This is a genomic window from Psychrobacter pygoscelis (genome assembly GCF_004335015.1).
GTDB lineage: Bacteria > Pseudomonadota > Gammaproteobacteria > Pseudomonadales > Moraxellaceae > Psychrobacter > Psychrobacter pygoscelis.
The window spans coordinates 323,728-342,993 of record NZ_RQRU01000003.1 but is presented as its reverse complement, the minus strand read 5'-3'; the positions used below and the strand labels follow the sequence as shown (position 1 = coordinate 342,993).

Genomic DNA, 19,266 nt, shown 5'->3' with positions numbered 1-19,266 from the left:
TGGTGTTAATAAGGGGATAATTATAGCACTGTCATGAGCTGCTGTGCCAGTTATCTATGTCTGCCTATTTATCAGCTTTAACCCTATAGTCAGTCTAAATCAAAACCGATAGTAAGTGGCTAACATTAGCTTTGCTAATTGAGTCTTATAGAAGAACTGGTCATTGTGCCATAGTTTTAGGCTATTTAACTGAGGACTAAAGTTAAGCTTTATGGTCATATTCTCAACTGTAGTATTGGGTTGAGCCGTTATATATGCTAGAGTTCGCGTCAATTAGTCAACTTAACTTGCCAAATCTGCGACACTACACATAGTCTATCCTATTGAGGGTCTTATATTTTCGCTAATCTGGTAAAGATTCTTTAGGAGAGAGTAGGCTGGACGCTGCGCCCTTATAGGAGATGGTTTAGCGACTGCGATAGTTTCTTCAGTCTTACTGTAGTAGTTATATAAGAATTATGCTATAGAAGTATAGGCGATTGGTACAATTGACAAAATAAACAGTATCGGGCGGCTGATTATTCACACTTCATCAGCGCTTTGTTAGTACTCTAGTGCTTGATTATCAAGACCTGATAATAGTTTTGCCACTAGGGTATTGATACGGATTCGCCTTATATTACGACCACTTACTCGTCAACTACCAAATCGTCAACTACCATATGCCAATACTATATTAAAGGAGCTAATTATGAGTCAGACCAGTCAATCTTATGATGATAGCAATATCTTTGCCAAGATAATCCAAGGGGACATCCCTTGTCACAAAGTCTATGAAGACGATATGACCGTAGCTTTTATGGATATCATGCCTCAGGCTAAAGGCCATGTGTTGATCGTGCCGAAGCAGCAGGCAGTAGACTTAAGTCAGTTAGAGCCTGAATACGCTAGTGCTGTACTGATGACCGCACAAAAGGTCATGCAAGCTCAGCGGCAAGTGCTAAGCCGTGAGGGCATTGTCCAGATGCAGCTGAACGGATCTGAGGCCGGTCAGACTGTCTTTCATTATCATGTCCATCTTATTCCCTCTAGCATTCATGAGCTGGGTCGTCATGGTAGCTCGCAAGCTGACCAAGAAGAACTGGCAACCCTTGCGGCACAATTTAAAGAGGCCATCGATACGGCTCGCTAAGTCCATTTACTCATCTTAATTCTCAAGCGAGCAACATTATCCTTTGAGACCTAAAAGACATCATTTTAATTATTTTTAACATTTAAGTTAAGCCGCTGCTTATCGTTTGGCGGCTTGACCACCCGTACTTTAATCAAAGTGCGATTGATACTACTGCATAAGCTTAATAGCAAGGCTCTAAAGGAAAGTAGCTCTATGTTTAAATCCCCCAAATCGACCATATTGGTGCCTGTATTCGTGCCCGCAGTTATTGTGATTGCCTTATTGGTGGTCGGAACAATTGTTAATCCGCAGCTGGCTGGCGAGGTATTTGGTCAAGCCTTAACCTATACCACCTCCACATTTGGGTGGTTCTATATGCTAGCGGTGGCGCTGTTCTTAATATTCATCGTGGTATTGGCGATGTCCTCCTACGGTAATATTAAGCTTGGCCCCGACCACTCAGACCCAGAATATAGCTTTGGTGAATGGTTCGCGATGTTATTTTCAGCAGGCTATGGTATCGCCCTGCTGTTTTATGGTGTAGCCGAACCTGTTATGCACTTTGCCGCGCCGCCCAATGCCACTCCTGAGACCATTGCTGCTGCCAAGCAGGCCATGCAGATTGCCTATTTTCATTGGGGCTTTCATACTTGGGCGATTTATACCTTTGCAGGTTTGGTACTGGCTTACTTTGGCTTTCGTCATGGCTTGCCTTTATCGATGCGCTCGACCCTGTATCCACTCATTGGTGAGAAGATATATGGACCAATAGGTCATACCGTCGATACTTTTGCGATTTTAGCGACTATATTTGGCGTAGCGACCACACTTGGCTTGTCTGTCGCTCAGATTAATGCGGGGTTAAATTACCTATTGCCTGATCTGGTACCGGTAGGTACGACGCCGCAGATTATTGCCATTACCGTGATTACAATGGCGGCGCTAGTGTCAGTACTGGCGGGGATGGACAAAGGGATTAAGCGGTTATCTGTTCTTAATATTGGCTTAGCGACTGCTCTAATGATTTTTGTCTTTGTGGTGGGGCCGACGGTATTTATATTAAATGCCTTTATGGAGAATACGGGCAGCTACTTATCTAATATTGTTGAGCGAACCTTTAGCTTACAAGCTTATCGCCACAGCGACTGGATTGCCAGCTGGACCTTATTTATCTTTGCTTGGACCATCGCTTGGTCTCCTTTTGTTGGTCTATTCATTGCTAAGATTAGCCGTGGTCGTACCATTCGCCAGTTCGTTGTTGGTGTGTTATTTGTTCCGGCATTTTTTACCTTTTTTTGGTTCGCAGTCTTTGGTGACACCGCGCTAAACTTAATCATGAATGAGGGCTATCAGGCGCTGATTACTGATGTGCAAGCGGACAAAGCCGTGGCCTTATTCAAGCTGTTTGAAGCACTGCCTTTTACCCAGTTTGTCTCAGGATTGACCGTATTATTAATCATTACCTTCTTTGTGACGTCATCAGACTCAGGGTCACTGGTTATTGACTCATTAGCCTCAGGAGGCAGACCAACACCACCACTTCAGCGTACTTTTTGGGTGGTAATTCAAGGGGTGCTGGCTTCAGTGCTCTTGCTCGCTGGCGGACTTGAGGCCCTACAGACAGTCTCTATCGTGAGCGCATTACCCTTCGGTATTATCTTGCTGATTGCTATGGTTGGGATGTGGCGAGCACTGGTTATTGAAGAGCACCGTACTGAGAGCTTAGCTATGGAGACTCGACTGCCACCGCACTTGATGCAGCCTGACGCTTGGCGCGAGCGAATCGACTATCTGACGCATCAGCCGTATAAAGAAGAGGTGCTTACCTATATCAAGCAAGTAGTGATGCCTGCGATGCAAGAGGTCTCTGTCAAATTTGCGGACAAAGGCTGGGAGCCAAGTGTAAATTATGATGATGTCAATGACCGCGTTATTCTTGAGCTGCAACGCGGTGAAGATGTCGAGTTTTGGTATGAGGTGCGCCTAGCAGAGCATGAAATACCCGATTATTATGAAGGGACTGCTACTAGCTTGCCACAAAAGCATCATTACCGAGCTGAGGTGTTTTTACGCCGTGGCGGCCTAACTTATGATCTTTATGGTTACAAACCAAATGCAGTAATCAATGATATTATTGATCAGTTTGAGAAGTACCTACACTTCTTGAACGTCTCGCCAGATAGTCTACCTTGGCGCATGCAGAGCCACGATGAAGGTCTTATAGTCGAGAGTACTAGTGTCTTTGATGAAACGAAGTAATTGAAATGGGATAATTGAAACTAAGCCATTGAATCAAGGTAATTGTACGAATAACCCTTGAATTCTGCTTAAGAGTACTTACAATAACGGCTTGTTCCTCAGTGGTGGCAAGCCGTTTTTATGTCTATATCTTCTCAGTCAATCGCAGATTGTTCAGCCCCCGCTACGGATGAACAGCTGCATCCGTTGTTAATGCCGCTAGATATTGGCGGCTTGCAGGTGGAAAACCGGCTGATGATAGCGCCTATGGCTGGCGTTACGGATAATCCATTTCGAAAGCTGTGTAAATCATTTGGCGCGGGTCACGCGGTTAGTGAGATGATTATTGCTGATACCGCATTATATGCCAGCAGAAAGTCGCTGTACCGTGCTAACTTTGATGGTGAAATAGCGCCAATCTCTGCGCAGGTAGCAGGGGCAGAGCCAGAGAAGCTTGCACAAGCGGTTAAGTATCAAATTGATAATGGCGCACAAATCGTCGATATTAATATGGGCTGCCCTGCAAAGAAGGTTTGCCGAAAGCTGGCAGGCTCGGCTCTATTGCAAGACGAAGACTTAGTAGCAAGATTATTAGACGCTGCTGTCAATGCTGTCGATGCACCGGTGACGCTAAAGACGCGGCTCGGCTTTGCCAATGGTGAAGAAAACATCCTACGCGTTGCTAAACGTGCTGAAGAGGCTGGCATCGCGGCCATTGCTATTCATGGCCGTACTCGTGAGGATATGTACACGGGGCAGGCACGTTATGAGCTGATCCGAGAGGTAAAAAATAGCCTAAGTATTCCAGTCATTGCTAATGGTGATATCGATAGTCCACAAAAGGCAAAAGAGGTCTATGAGCTTACTGGCTGTGATGCGGTGATGATTGGCCGAGCAGCTCAAGGTCAGCCTTGGTTATTTCGTGATATTGGTCACTATCTTCGGACAGGTGAGGCGCTTGCAGCACCTACTGTCAGTGAAATAAAGCAGATTGTCCTGTCACATCTGCAAGCTTTATATGACTTTTATGGTGAGTATTCAGGCTGTCGAATTGCGCGCAAGCATATTGCTTGGTACACCACGGGTATCCCTAACTCCAACGCCTTTCGTCAGGCAATGTATGGCGAGGAGAGCACTGCCGGTCAATTTCAGGTGGTTGAAGCATTTTTGAGCGCCCATGAATAGCTGGTTCGCCCTATATCATTCGGCTGATACTATAAGTAAAGAGTTCGGGTGAGCAGGAGTAGCTGAAGAGATACCAGTTGGTAGTTTTCAACAACAGAGGCTCACGAATAGCCTACTATTAATCCTGTCTACAGCTTAGTAAATCATCAAAAATCAGTGTTTAGATGCCCTAGTTATTCACTTTTAGGTTTGCCTTTTTATCGGACTGTTTTTGCCACGGGAAGCGACCCTCTAGCTCTACTTGTAAAGACAGGCTTAAAAAGGTCCGAATCAACACGATACAGCCCAAGATGAGGACAGAGCGCAGCGTTGGATCGGTGACAACAGTGGCCATAATGTCAGCAGCAATCAGCACCTCAAGCCCTAATAAAATCGATTTACCGACGGCTTGTCTGACGTCTACATAAGTCTCATGCGACAAGCTATGCCGCGCACGAATCACTTTAAATAGCGCGAAGAGCAGTCCCAAAAACATAATGGCGACACCAATAAATTCGACCACTGTGGCAATGACATCAATATAATGCTTTAAGAATTCCATTAATGCGCTTCCTTGTTGTCGAAACTGACGACTAATTAACCATTATCAGTAAAAACCCTTAGTCAGAAGTCTGGAATTAGTAAAATTCTGACTCTGTCTGACTTCTTTTACAACTTTATGTGCCTCAAATTCTCGTTTCTCAATTTTCTGTTTTACTACTGCCTCAGTAGCCATGAGCCGTCCAGTAGTCAGTCTATGCCGAGCGCTAATTAAAGATACGCCATAACCCCCAAAAGATAACGGCCATCACTATTAAAATAATGATAATCCGCTTTGCCCAGTGTGGCAGTAATGGCTTCGTATAGCCCAGACTGTCCAATTTATTATCCAGACCAGTATGCAAAGTATCGAATGAAGTGTTGAGAGTTATATCTTTATCTTTATTAGTATCAGGGGTGGTAGGGGCAGGGTCATTAGAAAAACTAATCGCCTCAGGCGGAATGCCCTGCTTACTGGCAATACTAGTAAGCTTTCGTTGCTGCTTAGCTTTTAGATTCATCTCATAGGCGTCAATTCGCGCCTTTGCTGCCTCCATACTGATATTCTCAGACTCTGCCAAGGTTTTAATCGCCATCACGAGGTTGTTTTTTTCGACCATTTGAGCGATAGCTCTAGGAAGTTTAGAGGTAGGCATTGGACTTTCCTTTCTTGGTAGCAGGTAGCGCTTTCACTGAATCTATCGTTAAGGTTAGAGCGAGTAACCAACCATATAGACAGGCAAAGCTATTTATAGTAGGTCAGTTTAAGAGGCTATTATAGCAAACCTCCTAAACTATCATGGTAAAGCTCTGTCTTTTCGTATCTTTTCTGTTTTCTTAAGCTTGTAACTGAGGTGGGTTATTTAAAAACTATTTATAGGGATAAAAAATCATAGAGATAAAAAAATCGCAATCATAGTTGATGATTGCGATTTTTTGGTTCATTCAATATCAGTTAATAGGGTATTAGCTACTGACTACTAGTTATTAACTGGCATTTATGAACTAGTATGAATTAGCTAGTATTATTTGTCTTTCCAACGCTGAATAGCTTCTTTGATAACGTCTTTTGCTACAGCGGCATCTTCCCAAGATTGAACGACGGTAGTGCCGGGCTTTTTAAGGGCTTTATAGTTGCTAAAGTGGAACTCTAGCTGACGGATAAGCTGTTCTGGAAGATCTTCTAAGCTATTGTAAGCATTACCGTTGTTACGGTCATCAGCAGGCACAACCACCACTTTGTCATCGACTTCATTGTCATCAACAAACTTCATTACACCGATAACCTTGGCTTTTAAGAAGATACCTGTGGTTAGCGGCTGCTCTGTGATGATTAGCGCGTCTAATTCGTCACCGTCTTCATCTAGTGTCTGCGGGATAAAACCATAGTTGCAAGGTTTAGCGAAGATTTGTGGCTCTACACGGTCTAGCTCAAACACAGCAAGCTCACGGTTCCATTCAATCTTATGATTGCTGCCTGTTGGGATTTCTACGACCACATTGATAATGCCGCCATCGACATCGCCTGCATCTAGTACTTTATTGAAGTCTGTCATATGTTGCTCCATTCATTTATTGTTTCAATATTATTAGCAAGCTCTTTTACTGAAGTCTTCAGACTAAGTAAGCCAAAGACTCTTAATCACGCTCAAGGCGCTGGCTAATAAAAATTAGGGAGAAGTTAACTGAAATATCAGTATTTTCGCTGAAGGAGTATAGCAAGTTTGCGCATATTTTTCCTAAATCTCTTAAGTCAATCCTGGCAAGCTGATATGCAAAATAAGACTCATCGCTGAGACAATCTAAAAGCGCTTTGTACTGAATCGGGCGCACTATGATGCTTTTACCAGACACTGCTTGTAGATGGCTACTGATTTGATGATAGTCAGTTACCTAATTGACTGCCCAGATTACTAAGTAGCTCGTAACGCTATCTGACCTTGATGCCGCGCTGATATATTAGCTATCAAGGCTTCAGTTACTTGCTGATAGTCTATCGCTAAAAAGTCGCTTAAGCGCAGCATGGTCATCCCTTCGTAACCACAAGGGTTGATGGCTAAAAACGCCGATAAGTCGCAAGTCAAATTGACAGCGATACCATGATAGCTCATGCCGTGCTTAATCTTAAAGCCAAGCGAGGCAATCTTGCCCAGCATGATGTCACTAGCATCGATGACGGTCTCAGTAGTTGGCTCATCAGTCTGCACTGAGGTATGAGCAGATTGATTAAGAGCTTGGTTGGCTGCTGCTCGGGCATAGACATATACCCCAGGAGCGTCTTTACGGGCTTTGGCGTAATAGCCGTAGTTAGAGCGGTCATAAAGATGCTGCGGCGACTCAGCATTGACGATGGCAGCGCTATCAGCCTTTAGCGCATTGTCATCAGCGGATTGTAGGTAGGTATTGATGACATCTTCAATGGCTTGCTCCGCATGTGAGACCAAGTCCCTAACGCCCCACCCAAGCGACTTTAAATCAAATAAGTAATAAACAACCAGCTGACCGCGGCCGTGCCAAGTGACCTGGCCACCGCGATCGGTCTTAATAATAGGGGTGTCTGTCCGCCTTAAAATATGACTCTCTTTGCCAGCTTGACCAAGGGTATAGACATCGTTGTGCTCGACGATCCAAAGCTCATCTGGCGTCGAGATACCTTCTTTAGCAAGGCGAATACGCTCAAGGGTTCGGGCGCTCATGGCCGTATGAGTCTCTGAATAATCGGCGTCATTAAGATATTTGATGACTAAAGGGGCATGGTACTGCGGGGTAGTATTGGTCATAGAAAGGTCAAAAGTTAGGATAACTATTAAGGGCTATTTTATACCAAACGATAGCAATCAACTAGGGCGTGTGCATATTCTTATCAACTTAGCCACTTGTTCTTATCTATTATGACCATTCATTCTTAACTGAGATGTAAAGTTCATCAAGTAGTGTCCGTTAATGTAGTAAGTGGGGAAATACCCCAAATTTAAAACACCAAAAAAGTGTAAGGATCATGCACTGACAGGTAATTATAAGGGCTTTAGAGGAAGTGTTTGATTAATTAATACCACTCTTAGCGCCTAACGCCCTTCGGTTGTTGGATCAATGCTTATATCAAAAACTGAGGCGGTTTAGAGTGGTTTCTTGATAAGGGTTTGAATGAAGATTAAAAAATTTCCTAAGCGTCTTATATTATTTTTCTAAAACTTTCCCACCTATTGAGCTGATGTATATGATATTTTTTTTCCAGCATTTTCCTTTGATATTTTCGGGTGTATTGTCGAACTCACCCGAGCCTTCTACTAATTGATCCATGCTAACTGAATTGTTATTAATGAGAAGTGTTTGACTATCAGGATCTCATTTTACTAGGTTGTAACTAAAAATTGGCGTGGCTTCTTTGCTAGCTAATTCGCTTACATACTTAAGACATCCATCTTCAAAATAAAACCTTTCTCTAAAGCCAGATACCGCTATTGGCAATGGCTTTTCTTCATTATCTAATTCTGGATAGTTGCTTACTGCTGCTATTAGTATGCGAATGGCTCGTTCTTTAACTTCGGGTGTGTAATTGTGTTTTTTCATTGCCGTATTTTCTTAGATCATTGAGTCTCCGCTAATCTCGGGGCAGTTTGCTTTAGAATTAATGACGCGCCGTATGTTAATGTCGCTTTACTTATATAGGTAGAGTGCGCTAAATTGAGTACCGAACCGTTCACCCCAGCGCAATAAAACACTTTCAAGATTAAAAATCATGAATAAATGATTGAAACTGATGCCATTTGCTCTGCTATTTAGTAGCTGTTAATTTTTAATAGTTCTATCATGATCTGCAATGTATTACTGACGCTAAGACATTAAGGAATATGTCTAGAAGGGATCATTAATCAATAAATTATATCGTCATCATATCAAGGATAAGATTATGACAACCGCCACCTTAGCCCTACCTGAGTCAATTAGTATTATTACCAATACTGAGCAGCTACAAACTCAGTTTGAGTATCTGCACAATTTAAGCCGAGAGCAGCCAATCCTAGATTGGTCTCAGCGCCTCACTCAGCTAGATAACCTTGAGGTTATGCTGGCAGACAATAAAGACAATTTTGCCGCAGCTATCAGCGCCGACTTTGGTCATCGCAGTGTCTCTGAGACTCAGTTTGCTGAGCTATTCACCAGCTTTATGGGCATTAATCATGCCAAAAAGCATGGCAAGTCTTGGATGAAGACGCGGCGCGCTGGCATTCCTGCGATTTATCGTCCCGCTCGTAATGAGATCCAGCCGCAGCCGCTTGGCGTTGTGGGAATTATGGTGCCTTGGAACTACCCCCTCAACTTAGCAATCGGTCCTATGATTGATGCCTTGACGGCGGGCAATCGTATCATGATCAAGATCAGTGAAGCAGTGCCCATTTTTGCCAATGCTTTTGCTGAGGCTATCTCCCATTACTTTTCTCCAGACATGATCAAGGTGGTGGTCGGTGAGATGGAGATGTCGCAAGCCTTTAGTCACTTACCTTTTGATCATCTTTTATTTACTGGATCGACCAGTGTCGGCAGAAAAATAATGGCAGCAGCAGCGCCTAACTTGACGCCTGTGACGTTAGAGCTGGGTGGTAAGTCGCCAGTCATCGTTCTAGAAAATGCTAATCTTGAAGCTGCGGTCAGTCGAATCATGATGGGCAAGACCCTTAATGCCGGTCAGACCTGTATAGCCCCAGACTATGTGCTACTGCATGAGCGTCACCATGCCAAGTTCATCGCTTTAGCAAAAGATTGGATGCAGAAACATTATCCAAATATCGAGAATAATAAAGACTACACACACATTATCAATGATGAGCAGTTTAAGCGGATTCAAGGCTATCTAGCAAAGCTCGATAGCACGTATATTCATGAACTCACAGCCACTCCTGCCAATGAAGGTACGCGGCTTATGCCGCCAGTCATCGTTGAGCAGCCTCCTCTTGATAGCGAGGTTATGAGCGAAGAGCTATTCGCTCCTATTCTACCGCTCATTCACTTTGATAGAGTTCGTGATGCGGTGAGTTTCGTCAACGCCCGACCGCGGCCACTAGCCCTATATATATTTGGCGATGATTACGAGGACACCTTGTACATTCGCGAGCATACCGTATCAGGTGGCATATGTGTTAATGAGGTTATTTTGCAGGTGGCGCAGCATGACATTCCTTTTGGCGGCGTTGGAGCGTCTGGTATGGGGGCGTATCACGGCAAGGCAGGTTTTGAGCGCCTTAGCCATATGAAGCCTATATTTGTACAATCTAAACTTAACGCCATGAGCTTCTTATTACCGCCATATGGGACATTTTTTAATAAAGGTATTGGGCTATTTTTGAAATAGTCAAGCTATGGCTGTATAGCTTGACGACTGATAATTTTGGTAAACCCCAGTCTAATTGGGCGATCGTTCACTTATTATTAAAGCAGTCAATGTGTGGCTGCTTTTTTTATCTAAGTAGTTGATTTATTGGGCTTAATGTACCAGTATTGGTGAGCTAATATTATTAAGGTAGCGTTGATAAAATTTGCCTGCAAAAGCTACGTTAATAAGCCTTTGTTCAATGAATGTATGTATGAAGGAACCCTGTTAAGATTAGCGTAAATTACAGATTTGAGCCTTTTTAAGAACCCTAACAATAGCGAGATAGCCCATGCGTCAGTGGATGGCAGCCAGCCTTTTAGTCTTATTCACTTCTTTAATGCCAGTATCAGCGATGGCTGCTTGTGAGGCGCCGATTAACTTTGGCGCATTGACTTGGGAGAGTGGTCAGTTTATCACCGGGGTTCTTAAGTACTTAACTGAAGAGGGGTACGGCTGCGATGTTGAAGAGGTGCCAGGAGCGGGGCCTGCACTCGAAACGGCGCTCTCTCAAAATGATATCCAAGTTATCGGAGAGCAGTGGATAGGCCGCTCACCCATTATGGAGAAGGCAATAGCAGATGGTAAGGTGGCTATTATTGGCGATACCTTAGAGGGCGGCGCGACTCAAGGTTGGTATGTGCCAAAATATGTGTTGGAAGATAACCCTGGGCTAAAAAGCTATCAAGACCTGCCTAAGTTTGCTGAGTTATTTCGTGACCCAGAAGATCCAAGCCGAGCAAGACTTATGAACTGCCCGACAGGCTGGACATGTGAGGTATTCAATACTCATTTGCTCAAGAATACGGGGCTAGATAGTCGCTTTAATAATGTGCATCCAGGTACTGGCGCTGCTCTTGATGCAGAGATTGCGTCGGCCTTTGAGCAAAAAAAGCCGCTCCTCTTTTATTATTGGCAGCCGACAGGATTGATGGCCAAATATGACTTTGCCCCCATTGAATTCCCTGCTTATGATGAAGCTTGCTGGCAGGATTTGCTAGATGCTGATAGTAGCAATGACTGTGTGTCTGGCTTTGCTGTCTCTCAGTTGGGCGTGGCAGTATCGACCCCCTTTATCAAGGATAATCCTGAGCTGTCCGAGGTTTTCAAACAAGTACAGTTCACACCAGATGCTTTGAATACTGCTATTTTAGAGATGAGTGAAAATAAGCGCAGCGGTGATGAGCAAGCTGAGCTATTTTTGCGCGCCAATCCTGAGCTATGGCAGCAGTGGGTATCTGATGAAGCGGCCATTAAAATTGCCGGCGCGCTAGGTATTCGTCTGGCCGGTCAAGAGGCGTCTACTGAGCTGGTCCATACCACTTCACCAGACTTTACTTGGTTTCCTTCATGGTCGCTTGAGAAGCCGCTTAATCAGACACTCACTAGCGTGGTGCAGAATTATGGCGACCTATTTCGCGGGATAAGTCATCTTACGCTGACTTATTTATTGTTGCCTATTCAGTCGCTATTAAGCATGATTCCACCGTGGCTGATTATTGCTTTGGTGGCCATCTTAGCTTGGTTTGCTACCCGCAAAATATGGTTTGCTATTGCGTGCGCCATGGGCTTATTTGTGATTGGGGCTTTTGGTCTTTGGGTAGCACTTATTGAGACTTTAGCGCTACTTATTGTCTCGGTGCTTATTACTGTCGTTATTGGTATCCCAATCGGTATCGCTATGGCGAGCAGTAAGTGGCTGCGGCGTATTATTACGCCAGTTCTCGATGTTATGCAGACCATGCCAAGCTTTGTCTACCTGATCCCCGTGCTGATGCTGTTTGGTATTGGTAAAGTACCTGCTCTATTTGCGACCGTTATCTATGCCCTGCCACCGCTGATCCGGTTGACTATGCTAGGCATTACTCAGGTTAATCACGAGATGATCGAGGCAGGGCGCTCTTTTGGGAGTAATCATAAGCAGCTTTTGATTTGGATTAAGCTGCCACAAGCATTGCCCAGTATTATGGCAGGGATTAATCAGGCGGTCATGATGTCGCTTGCGATGGTGGTCTTGGCTTCCATGATCGGTGCGCCGGGATTGGGCGAAGATGTCCTGCAGTCTATTCAGACTTTAAATATTGGTCAAGGCTTGCAAGCGGGTACGGCTATCGTCATTATCGCCATTATTATTGACCGTATTAGTCAGGCCTTTGGTCAAGGTCGCCGTGCTCGAGAAAAGCTGCAATAAGTGATGTTTTTGTCAGCTTTTCAATAACTAATTCATCGATGTATCGATTGCCCGCGGTTGGTACTATTAAGTTGTTGTTATTAATAGGATAAAGAGACACCTTATGAGTCAGATCCGCCTATATAATATTAGTAAGATATTCGACGCCAGCCCCAAAGAGGCCAAAGCCGCACTTAATATGATGGCGGAGGGTGCTGATAGTGTGCAAGTGAAGTCGCAGACGGGTTATTCGGTCGGATTGTACGATATTAATATGACCATAGATTCGGGTGAGCTGCACTGTATCATGGGCTTATCAGGGTCGGGGAAGTCGACCTTGGTCCGTCATATCAATCGGCTTATCGATCCCACCACTGGTGAGATTTGGATAGATTCGCCAATGAGTGCAGACGGTCAGCCTATTAATATCTTGGAGCTGTCTGATAAACCATTGCAAAAGTTTCGTCAGAGCACAGTCAGCATGGTTTTTCAACATTTTGGTCTAGTACCGCATATGACGGTGCTGCAAAATGCTGCTTACGGTCTGAGAGTTCGTGGTCTTAAAAAGTCTGAACGTCATGATATCGCGCGGCATTGGCTTAGCGAAGTTGGGCTTGAAGGCATTGAGGACAGTTATCCTGACGAGTTGTCTGGAGGTATGCAGCAGCGGGTAGGATTGGCCCGAGCCTTGGCAGTAGATACGCCTATTATCTTGATGGATGAGGCATTTTCGGCATTGGATCCGCTCATTCGCAATCAATTGCAAGACCAGCTGCTTGCACTGCAAGCAAAGCTGCAAAAAACGATCGTATTTATTACCCACGATATTGATGAAGCTATTAAGGTGGGGCAGCGCATTAGTATACTAAATGGGGGACGCCTCATTCAGACAGGAACACCGCAAGATTTACAAGACAATCCTGTGGATGATTACGTGGCGCAGTTTATGCAGGCAAATAGCTAATGTAAAGACTACGCCCTAAACTTTCTCTAAAACTTAGCTTCGGAGTATTGTTAAGCTGCCGTACATATCTGTATTGAATTATTCACAAATTCTAATTGATAGCGCTACATATATTGCACATTATTGAGTGATAAAATCAGGTTGAGATTTGCTGCCGAGTGAAGGTCACGGCGGAGAGGGTATTGAGTTAAGGGTATTTAGCTAAGGACAATTGAGTTAAGGGTATTGAGCTATTTATTAGGTGCTGTACTGATTTATAGTCATAGATTTATGACTCTATTAGTATTGATTATCCGTGATTATAGCCATTACCACTGCTCAACCGTTTATATTGCTTGTTTATTTTAATTGCTTACTTGTATTGATATTAACTGCCTATTGTCATTCTCTCGCCTCAATCTCCTGCCTGTCGAACAAGCCAACACCTAAACCTAGTATCAGCACTTATTGTGAGCGGGTAACGAGGATTTAGTACGCAGATTTCACCTAAGCTTTGGATGCCCTGATGCGAGATTTTCCAAATACAGTATTTACCCAAGGCAGTATTTTTAGAAATAAGGAAACTTCATGCCTAAGACCAAAACTAAGCCTTTATCATTTAAAGTAAGAACTAACAGTATGTTAAGCGTTGTTAGTATCTTTAGTGCAAGTATATTGCTAGCTTGCGGCTCTATGAACGCTGAGGGACGGGATCAAGGGGACAGTGCGACCAGTCAGCCCAACGCTCAGGTAGAAAATACGGGTATTACACAATCTCGGGATATGTTACCGAGTAATATCATTGGTCAATTATCGGCCATGCCACAGCTTACAGAAGGCTTAGGGGCGACTGGCGAAGCAGTAATCGACCCAAATAAGCCTACACTCATTAAATTTTGGGCAAGCTGGTGTCCCTTATGCCTAGGCACTCTAGAAGAGACTGAGTCATGGCGGCGTGATCCTAAGTTTGCTGACTACAATATTGTGACAGTAGCCAGTCCAGGTCAGCTTAATGAAAAACCTACTGCTGAATTCAAGCAGTGGTATGCTGGCGTTCAGGCTGACTATCCGCAGCTACCTGTACTTATCGATGAGGCAGGGTCGCTCATCAGCTCATTGGGTGTTCAAACCTATCCAGGATGGGCGATAGTCGATAAAGATGGCAGTCTGGTGTTACTGGTCAAGGGTAATATGACACCGCAGCAAGCATATGGCTTGGCTGCCAATGCCGACAACTTGGATGAAATCAAAAACAGTAGAGCCAAACCAGAAGCTGCTGAAGTGACGGCTAAAGTAGATGCTCAGCAAAAAAATGGTGTGTATTACAATGCACAAGGTGAGCCTATCAATACCCGCAGTATTTATCTCGCTGGCGGCTGCTTTTGGGGTCTAGAAGCCTATCTTGAGCGTGTGGATGGTGTGGTCGATGCGGTATCAGGCTATGCCAATGGTCGAGACGATATCAGCAATCCTAGCTATGAGCAGGTGATTAAAGGCTCAGGTCATGCTGAGACCGTTAAGGTGACCTATGATGCCGACAAGATAGACTTAGATACCCTATTAAGTTATTACTTTCGGGTTATTGATCCGACCAGTCTTAATAAACAAGGTAACGATCGCGGCGCGCAGTATCGAACAGGAATTTATTACACCGATGCGGCTGATAAAGTAGTGATTGATCAAGCACTACAAAGATTGCAGAAGAAGTTTGAGAAAAAGGTCGTGGTAGAAGAGGAGCCGCTAAAGAACTTTTCAATGGCAGAGACTTATCATCAAGACTATCTCGCCAAGAATCCTAACGGTTATTGTCATATCGATCTTAGTCTTGCTGATGATAAGCTGCCGCAGTCTACAGTACGCCATCAGCCGGCATTACCAGCGGCAACCACTATAGAGGAAGCTCTCAATCCTAAGCGATATGCCAATTATAATAAAAATGCCCTTAAAGAGACACTGACAAAGTCCCAGTATGATATTACGCAGAATGCTGGCACGGAGCGCGCTTTTAGTCATGAATATGATCATTTGTTTGCTCCCGGTATCTATGTCGATGTCGTCAGTGGCGAGCCGCTATTTTTGTCTACGGACAAATACGACTCAGGTTGCGGTTGGCCCAGCTTCACTAAGCCTATCGACCCTCAAGTTATCACTGAGCATAAAGATAATGCCTTTAATATGGTGCGCACAGAGGTGCGCTCAAGAGTGGCGGACTCGCATCTCGGTCACGTATTTCCCGATGGTCCCAAAGACCGCGGTGGGCTACGTTATTGTATCAACGGTGGGGCACTGCAATTTATTCCGCTCAACGTTATGCCGCAGTCCGGATACGGTGCATTGACCCAATTGGTCGTTGATTCTTAATAGCAAATAAAGTGAGTATTAACAGATAATAACAGCCATTATTAGTCCACTAATAATGGCTTTTTTTTAGTTGCAAAGTTAGGTTTTTTTTAACATTTTTGTCATAAAGCTAAGATATTATTCGAGCCTTATAAGCAGACAAATTATAGTTTTGATTTAATGTGTTAAGGACAGGCTATGCAAGTTGGTAATAGCGGAACGAATGAAATTGTGCAGGTTGGCTCCTTTAAAGTGAACGTCGCCTTTGCACTGTTATTGATTGCAGTTACCCTTTATTTTATGTGGTGGGGTATCGATTACACCAATGGCAATAATATCTTTATCTTTATCTTGGCCACGCTATTTGGCATTTTTATGGCGTTTAACATTGGTGGTAACGATGTGGCCAACTCTTTTGGTACTTCAGTCGGGGCTGGGACGCTTACCATTCCACAAGCCTTAGGCGTCGCCGCTATATTTGAGGTGTCAGGGGCAGTGATTGCCGGCGGTGAAGTGACAGACACTATTCGTAAAGGGATCGTCGATCTTAGTGCGGTTCATATTGAGCCGATGCAGTTTGTGTTTATTATGATGTCGTCGTTGGTAGCGGCTGCCTTGTGGTTGTTATTTGCGACTAAAAAGGGCTGGCCGGTCTCGACAACGCATTCTATCATTGGGGGTATCGTCGGTGCTTCTGTTACTCTTGGCTTTATGATCGGTGGCTCAGATACAGGATTGTCGTTGGTAAAATGGAGTCAAATTGGTGACATTGCTATCTCTTGGGTGCTATCGCCTTTATTAGGTGGTGTCGTCTCCTATGCGCTATTTTATCAGATTAAAAAGTATATCCTCAGCTATAACGACTCAGCTCAACAGCTGTTAACCAAGCTCAATAAAGCAAAACGTCTAGCGAGAATTGAAGATAAAAAAGCGTTTGAGCGCTTAAGTGATATTCAAAAACTCTCTTATACCGGCTCTTTGGCTAGGGACGCTCAAGTATTTACAGAAGACTCTATTTCAGCAGATGATCTTGAGACTAACTATTACAGAACCTTATATGATTTAGAGCAAGAAAAATACAAGCTACAAGCTTTCAAAGCCCTGCAAACTTGGGTACCTCTTGTCGCTGCACTTGGTGGGATGATTATCGCTGCAATGCTCTTATTCAAAGGGCTTAAAAATCTGCATTTGGGGTTTTCAGCTTTAACAAATTTTTTGATTATGGGCATGATTGGCGCAATAATCTGGATGGCAACCTTCATTTATGCCAAGACACTAAAGAGTGGTCAAAACCTTGATAAAGCCACCTTTATCATGTTCAGCTGGATGCAAGTATTTACAGCATCAGGATTTGCCTTTAGTCACGGCTCTAACGATATTGCAAATGCGATTGGTCCCTTTGCCGCAATTATGGATGTGCTACGCACGCAGTCTATGCAAGACCAAGCAGCGGTGCCGATGATATCAATGGTTACTTTCGGCATAGCGCTCATCGTCGGTCTTTGGTTCATCGGTAAAGAGGTGATCCAAACTGTGGGTAAAAATCTAGCCGAAATGCATCCGGCATCTGGTTTTTCCGCTGAGCTATCTGCCGCTGGTGTGGTGATGATCGCCTCATTTATGGGCCTGCCTGTGTCGAGTACCCATATCTTAGTTGGTGCGGTTTTAGGTATCGGTCTAGTCAATCATAATGCTAACTGGGGGTTGATGAAACCAATTGCCTTAGCGTGGGTGATTACCTTGCCAGCCGCGGCTATTATTGCGTCACTAAGCTTCATTCTATTTACCACTGTTTTATAAAATCTCAGCATAAGCTTCTGAACCACAAAACCCCTGTTTAATCGCACGTATTAAACAGGGGTTTTGTGGTTTTTAGCATCAAACCGCCTGCGTAGTTATAGACAATCTATCCTTATTCATCAATCCTTGATACTATTCATGAACCGATATCGGTTGAATCAGTCCCTTTAACTAGTTAATGGTTAGTTATCATGATAATGAGGGGCAGTTGATTCAATTTAGCATAATTACCGGTATAACAACGAATATTCTGACTATTGAATAATTCCTAACTATTAGAGTAGTGCAATGACGACGAACAATGAGCCTATTATTACCTCCTTATTAGATAATGACTTGTATAAGTTTACGATGCTTCAAGCCATGCTTCATCAATTCCCGCAGACGCATAGCGTTTACCGTTTTCGCTGCCGTAACTATACCGAAACCGAGTATCCGCTTGCCGATATTAAACCGGCGCTTGAGCAGCAATTGGACAGCTTGTGTGCGCTTGGATTTAGTAAAGATGAGCTAGATTATCTACGCGGACTAAGGTTTATTCGCTCAGACTTTGTCGATTATCTCGAGCTGTTTAAATTAAAACGCCGACATATCTCGGTAACAGTCGATCATAAGAATAGACTGTGCATCGACATCGAAGGACCGATGATTCAGGCGATGTTCTTTGAAGTGTTTGTGCTAGCAATTGTCAATGAGCTGTATTATCGGCAGCTGCAAACCCCAGCGGTATTTGAAGAAGGGGAGCGGCGCTTGCAACAAAAGGTCAAGATGTTACAAGAATATGCCGGTCAGCAGCCACGAAATGCACCTGCCTTTATCATCGCCGACTTTGGCACGCGTCGACGCTTTAGTAAGGAGTGGCAAGGGCATGTGGTCGATACCTTGCGCCGAGCAGCGCCTAGTATCGTCCGTGGCACATCCAACGTATATCTTGCCAAGACACTGAAGATGACGCCTATAGGTACTATGGCGCACGAGTTTATGCAAGCATTTCAGGCGCTAGATGTGCGTCTTCGTGATTCACAAAAAGCGGCTCTAGAGGCTTGGGTACACGAATACCGCGGTGATTTAGGCATAGCGTTGACCGATGTGGTGGGGATGGATGCGTTCTTACGCGACTTTGACTTATACTTTGCCAAGCTCTTTGATGGGCTACGTCATGACAGCGGTGACCCCTACGCTTGGGGTGACAAGGCTATCGCCCATTATAAAAAACTAAGAATAGATCCCAAAACTAAGATACTAACTTTTAGCGATGGGTTGGATATCACCAAAGCTTGGCAGCTGCATCAATATTTTAAAGATCGAATCCAGACCAGCTTTGGTATCGGTACTAACTTGACCAATGATATGGGTCTTACTCAGCTGAATATCGTCTTAAAGCTCGTTGAGTGTAATGGTCAGCCCGTGGCCAAGCTATCTGATAGTCCGGGCAAAACGATGATTAATAATGACACTTATTTGGCCTATCTACGTCAAGTATTTGACGTAGAGGCAGTCGATCAAGAGCCAAATACTAAGGATGGAGCATCCAGCATTAGCTCAGCACATAAAGCAGGTTCAAATACCAATAGCTGATATCAACACCT

General features: G+C 44.1%; 14 protein-coding genes. 9 read left to right on the top strand and 5 right to left on the bottom strand.

What is annotated here, in order from left to right; all coding sequences use genetic code 11:
• The first annotated feature begins 691 nt into the window (after window positions 1–691).
• The 3 genes from EGV92_RS09665 to dusB all read left to right on the top strand — a co-directional run bounded on the left by EGV92_RS09665 (window position 692) and on the right by dusB (window position 4,537).
• Entirely contained in the window at window positions 692–1,132 is a 441-nt protein-coding gene (locus EGV92_RS09665; protein WP_131669043.1) for an HIT family protein, read from the top strand.
• Between the two features lie 195 nt (window positions 1,133–1,327).
• Window positions 1,328–3,373, top strand: coding sequence for a BCCT family transporter (locus EGV92_RS09660; RefSeq protein ID WP_131669042.1), 2,046 nt, complete (start codon window positions 1,328–1,330; stop codon window positions 3,371–3,373).
• Between the two features lie 120 nt (window positions 3,374–3,493).
• Window positions 3,494–4,537 carry a tRNA dihydrouridine synthase DusB gene (gene dusB, locus EGV92_RS09655; protein WP_131669041.1) on the top strand — a complete coding sequence of 348 codons (1,044 nt, stop codon included), beginning with the start codon at window positions 3,494–3,496 and terminating at the stop codon, window positions 4,535–4,537.
• Window positions 4,538–4,706: 169 nt separating this feature from the next.
• Here dusB and EGV92_RS09650 read toward each other — a convergent pair whose 3' ends face one another.
• The 5 genes from EGV92_RS09650 to EGV92_RS09630 form a co-directional block, all read right to left on the bottom strand.
• The gene (locus EGV92_RS09650) at window positions 4,707–5,078 is read right to left on the bottom strand and encodes a DUF1622 domain-containing protein (protein ID WP_131669040.1); all 372 of its coding nucleotides are present in this window, start codon (window positions 5,076–5,078) and stop codon (window positions 4,707–4,709) included.
• A 205-nt stretch (window positions 5,079–5,283) separates the two neighbouring features.
• A complete protein-coding gene (locus EGV92_RS09645) occupies window positions 5,284–5,712 on the bottom strand; it encodes a hypothetical protein (protein WP_131669039.1) in 429 nt (142 codons plus the stop codon).
• 369 nt (window positions 5,713–6,081) lie between these two features.
• Window positions 6,082–6,612, bottom strand: a complete 531-nt coding sequence (locus EGV92_RS09640) for an inorganic diphosphatase (RefSeq protein ID WP_131669038.1) — start codon at window positions 6,610–6,612, stop codon at window positions 6,082–6,084.
• Between the two features lie 357 nt (window positions 6,613–6,969).
• Window positions 6,970–7,836 (bottom strand): lipoyl protein ligase domain-containing protein, encoded by an 867-nt coding sequence (locus EGV92_RS09635; RefSeq protein WP_131669037.1) that lies wholly within the window; start codon window positions 7,834–7,836, stop codon window positions 6,970–6,972.
• 565 nt (window positions 7,837–8,401) lie between these two features.
• Entirely contained in the window at window positions 8,402–8,626 is a 225-nt protein-coding gene (locus EGV92_RS09630) for a hypothetical protein (RefSeq protein WP_131669036.1), read from the bottom strand.
• Between the two features lie 340 nt (window positions 8,627–8,966).
• Between EGV92_RS09630 and EGV92_RS09625 the strand changes: the two genes are divergently transcribed.
• From EGV92_RS09625 to pncB, 6 genes are all read left to right on the top strand, one after another.
• Complete coding sequence (locus tag EGV92_RS09625) at window positions 8,967–10,406, top strand: coniferyl aldehyde dehydrogenase (RefSeq protein ID WP_131669035.1); 1,440 nt, start codon at window positions 8,967–8,969, stop codon at window positions 10,404–10,406.
• Between the two features lie 310 nt (window positions 10,407–10,716).
• Window positions 10,717–12,615 carry a glycine betaine ABC transporter substrate-binding protein gene (locus EGV92_RS09620; protein WP_207401777.1) on the top strand — a complete coding sequence of 633 codons (1,899 nt, stop codon included), beginning with the start codon at window positions 10,717–10,719 and terminating at the stop codon, window positions 12,613–12,615.
• Between the two features lie 103 nt (window positions 12,616–12,718).
• Window positions 12,719–13,558, top strand: a complete 840-nt coding sequence (locus EGV92_RS09615) for an ATP-binding cassette domain-containing protein (protein ID WP_131669034.1) — start codon at window positions 12,719–12,721, stop codon at window positions 13,556–13,558.
• Between the two features lie 567 nt (window positions 13,559–14,125).
• Window positions 14,126–15,898, top strand: coding sequence for a bifunctional peptide-methionine (S)-S-oxide reductase MsrA/peptide-methionine (R)-S-oxide reductase MsrB (gene msrAB / locus EGV92_RS09610; RefSeq protein ID WP_131669033.1), 1,773 nt, complete (start codon window positions 14,126–14,128; stop codon window positions 15,896–15,898).
• Between the two features lie 177 nt (window positions 15,899–16,075).
• A complete protein-coding gene (locus tag EGV92_RS09605; protein ID WP_131669032.1) occupies window positions 16,076–17,677 on the top strand; it encodes an inorganic phosphate transporter in 1,602 nt (533 codons plus the stop codon).
• A gap of 288 nt (window positions 17,678–17,965) precedes the next feature.
• Window positions 17,966–19,255, top strand: a complete 1,290-nt coding sequence (gene pncB / locus EGV92_RS09600) for a nicotinate phosphoribosyltransferase (RefSeq protein ID WP_131669031.1) — start codon at window positions 17,966–17,968, stop codon at window positions 19,253–19,255.
• The last annotated feature ends 11 nt before the right edge of the window (window positions 19,256–19,266 follow it).

Coding starts and splice junctions, on each gene's coding strand:
- EGV92_RS09635 (WP_131669037.1), bottom strand. CDS start 7,836: ATGACCAATACTACCCCGCAGTACCATGCCCCTTTAGTCATCAAATAT.
- EGV92_RS09630 (WP_131669036.1), bottom strand. CDS start 8,626: ATGAAAAAACACAATTACACACCCGAAGTTAAAGAACGAGCCATTCGC.
- EGV92_RS09640 (WP_131669038.1), bottom strand. CDS start 6,612: ATGACAGACTTCAATAAAGTACTAGATGCAGGCGATGTCGATGGCGGC.
- EGV92_RS09615 (WP_131669034.1), top strand. CDS start 12,719: ATGAGTCAGATCCGCCTATATAATATTAGTAAGATATTCGACGCCAGC.
- EGV92_RS09605 (WP_131669032.1), top strand. CDS start 16,076: ATGCAAGTTGGTAATAGCGGAACGAATGAAATTGTGCAGGTTGGCTCC.
- EGV92_RS09660 (WP_131669042.1), top strand. CDS start 1,328: ATGTTTAAATCCCCCAAATCGACCATATTGGTGCCTGTATTCGTGCCC.
- EGV92_RS09620 (WP_207401777.1), top strand. CDS start 10,717: ATGCGTCAGTGGATGGCAGCCAGCCTTTTAGTCTTATTCACTTCTTTA.
- EGV92_RS09650 (WP_131669040.1), bottom strand. CDS start 5,078: ATGGAATTCTTAAAGCATTATATTGATGTCATTGCCACAGTGGTCGAA.
- pncB (WP_131669031.1), top strand. CDS start 17,966: ATGACGACGAACAATGAGCCTATTATTACCTCCTTATTAGATAATGAC.
- EGV92_RS09665 (WP_131669043.1), top strand. CDS start 692: ATGAGTCAGACCAGTCAATCTTATGATGATAGCAATATCTTTGCCAAG.
- msrAB (WP_131669033.1), top strand. CDS start 14,126: ATGCCTAAGACCAAAACTAAGCCTTTATCATTTAAAGTAAGAACTAAC.
- dusB (WP_131669041.1), top strand. CDS start 3,494: ATGTCTATATCTTCTCAGTCAATCGCAGATTGTTCAGCCCCCGCTACG.
- EGV92_RS09625 (WP_131669035.1), top strand. CDS start 8,967: ATGACAACCGCCACCTTAGCCCTACCTGAGTCAATTAGTATTATTACC.
- EGV92_RS09645 (WP_131669039.1), bottom strand. CDS start 5,712: ATGCCTACCTCTAAACTTCCTAGAGCTATCGCTCAAATGGTCGAAAAA.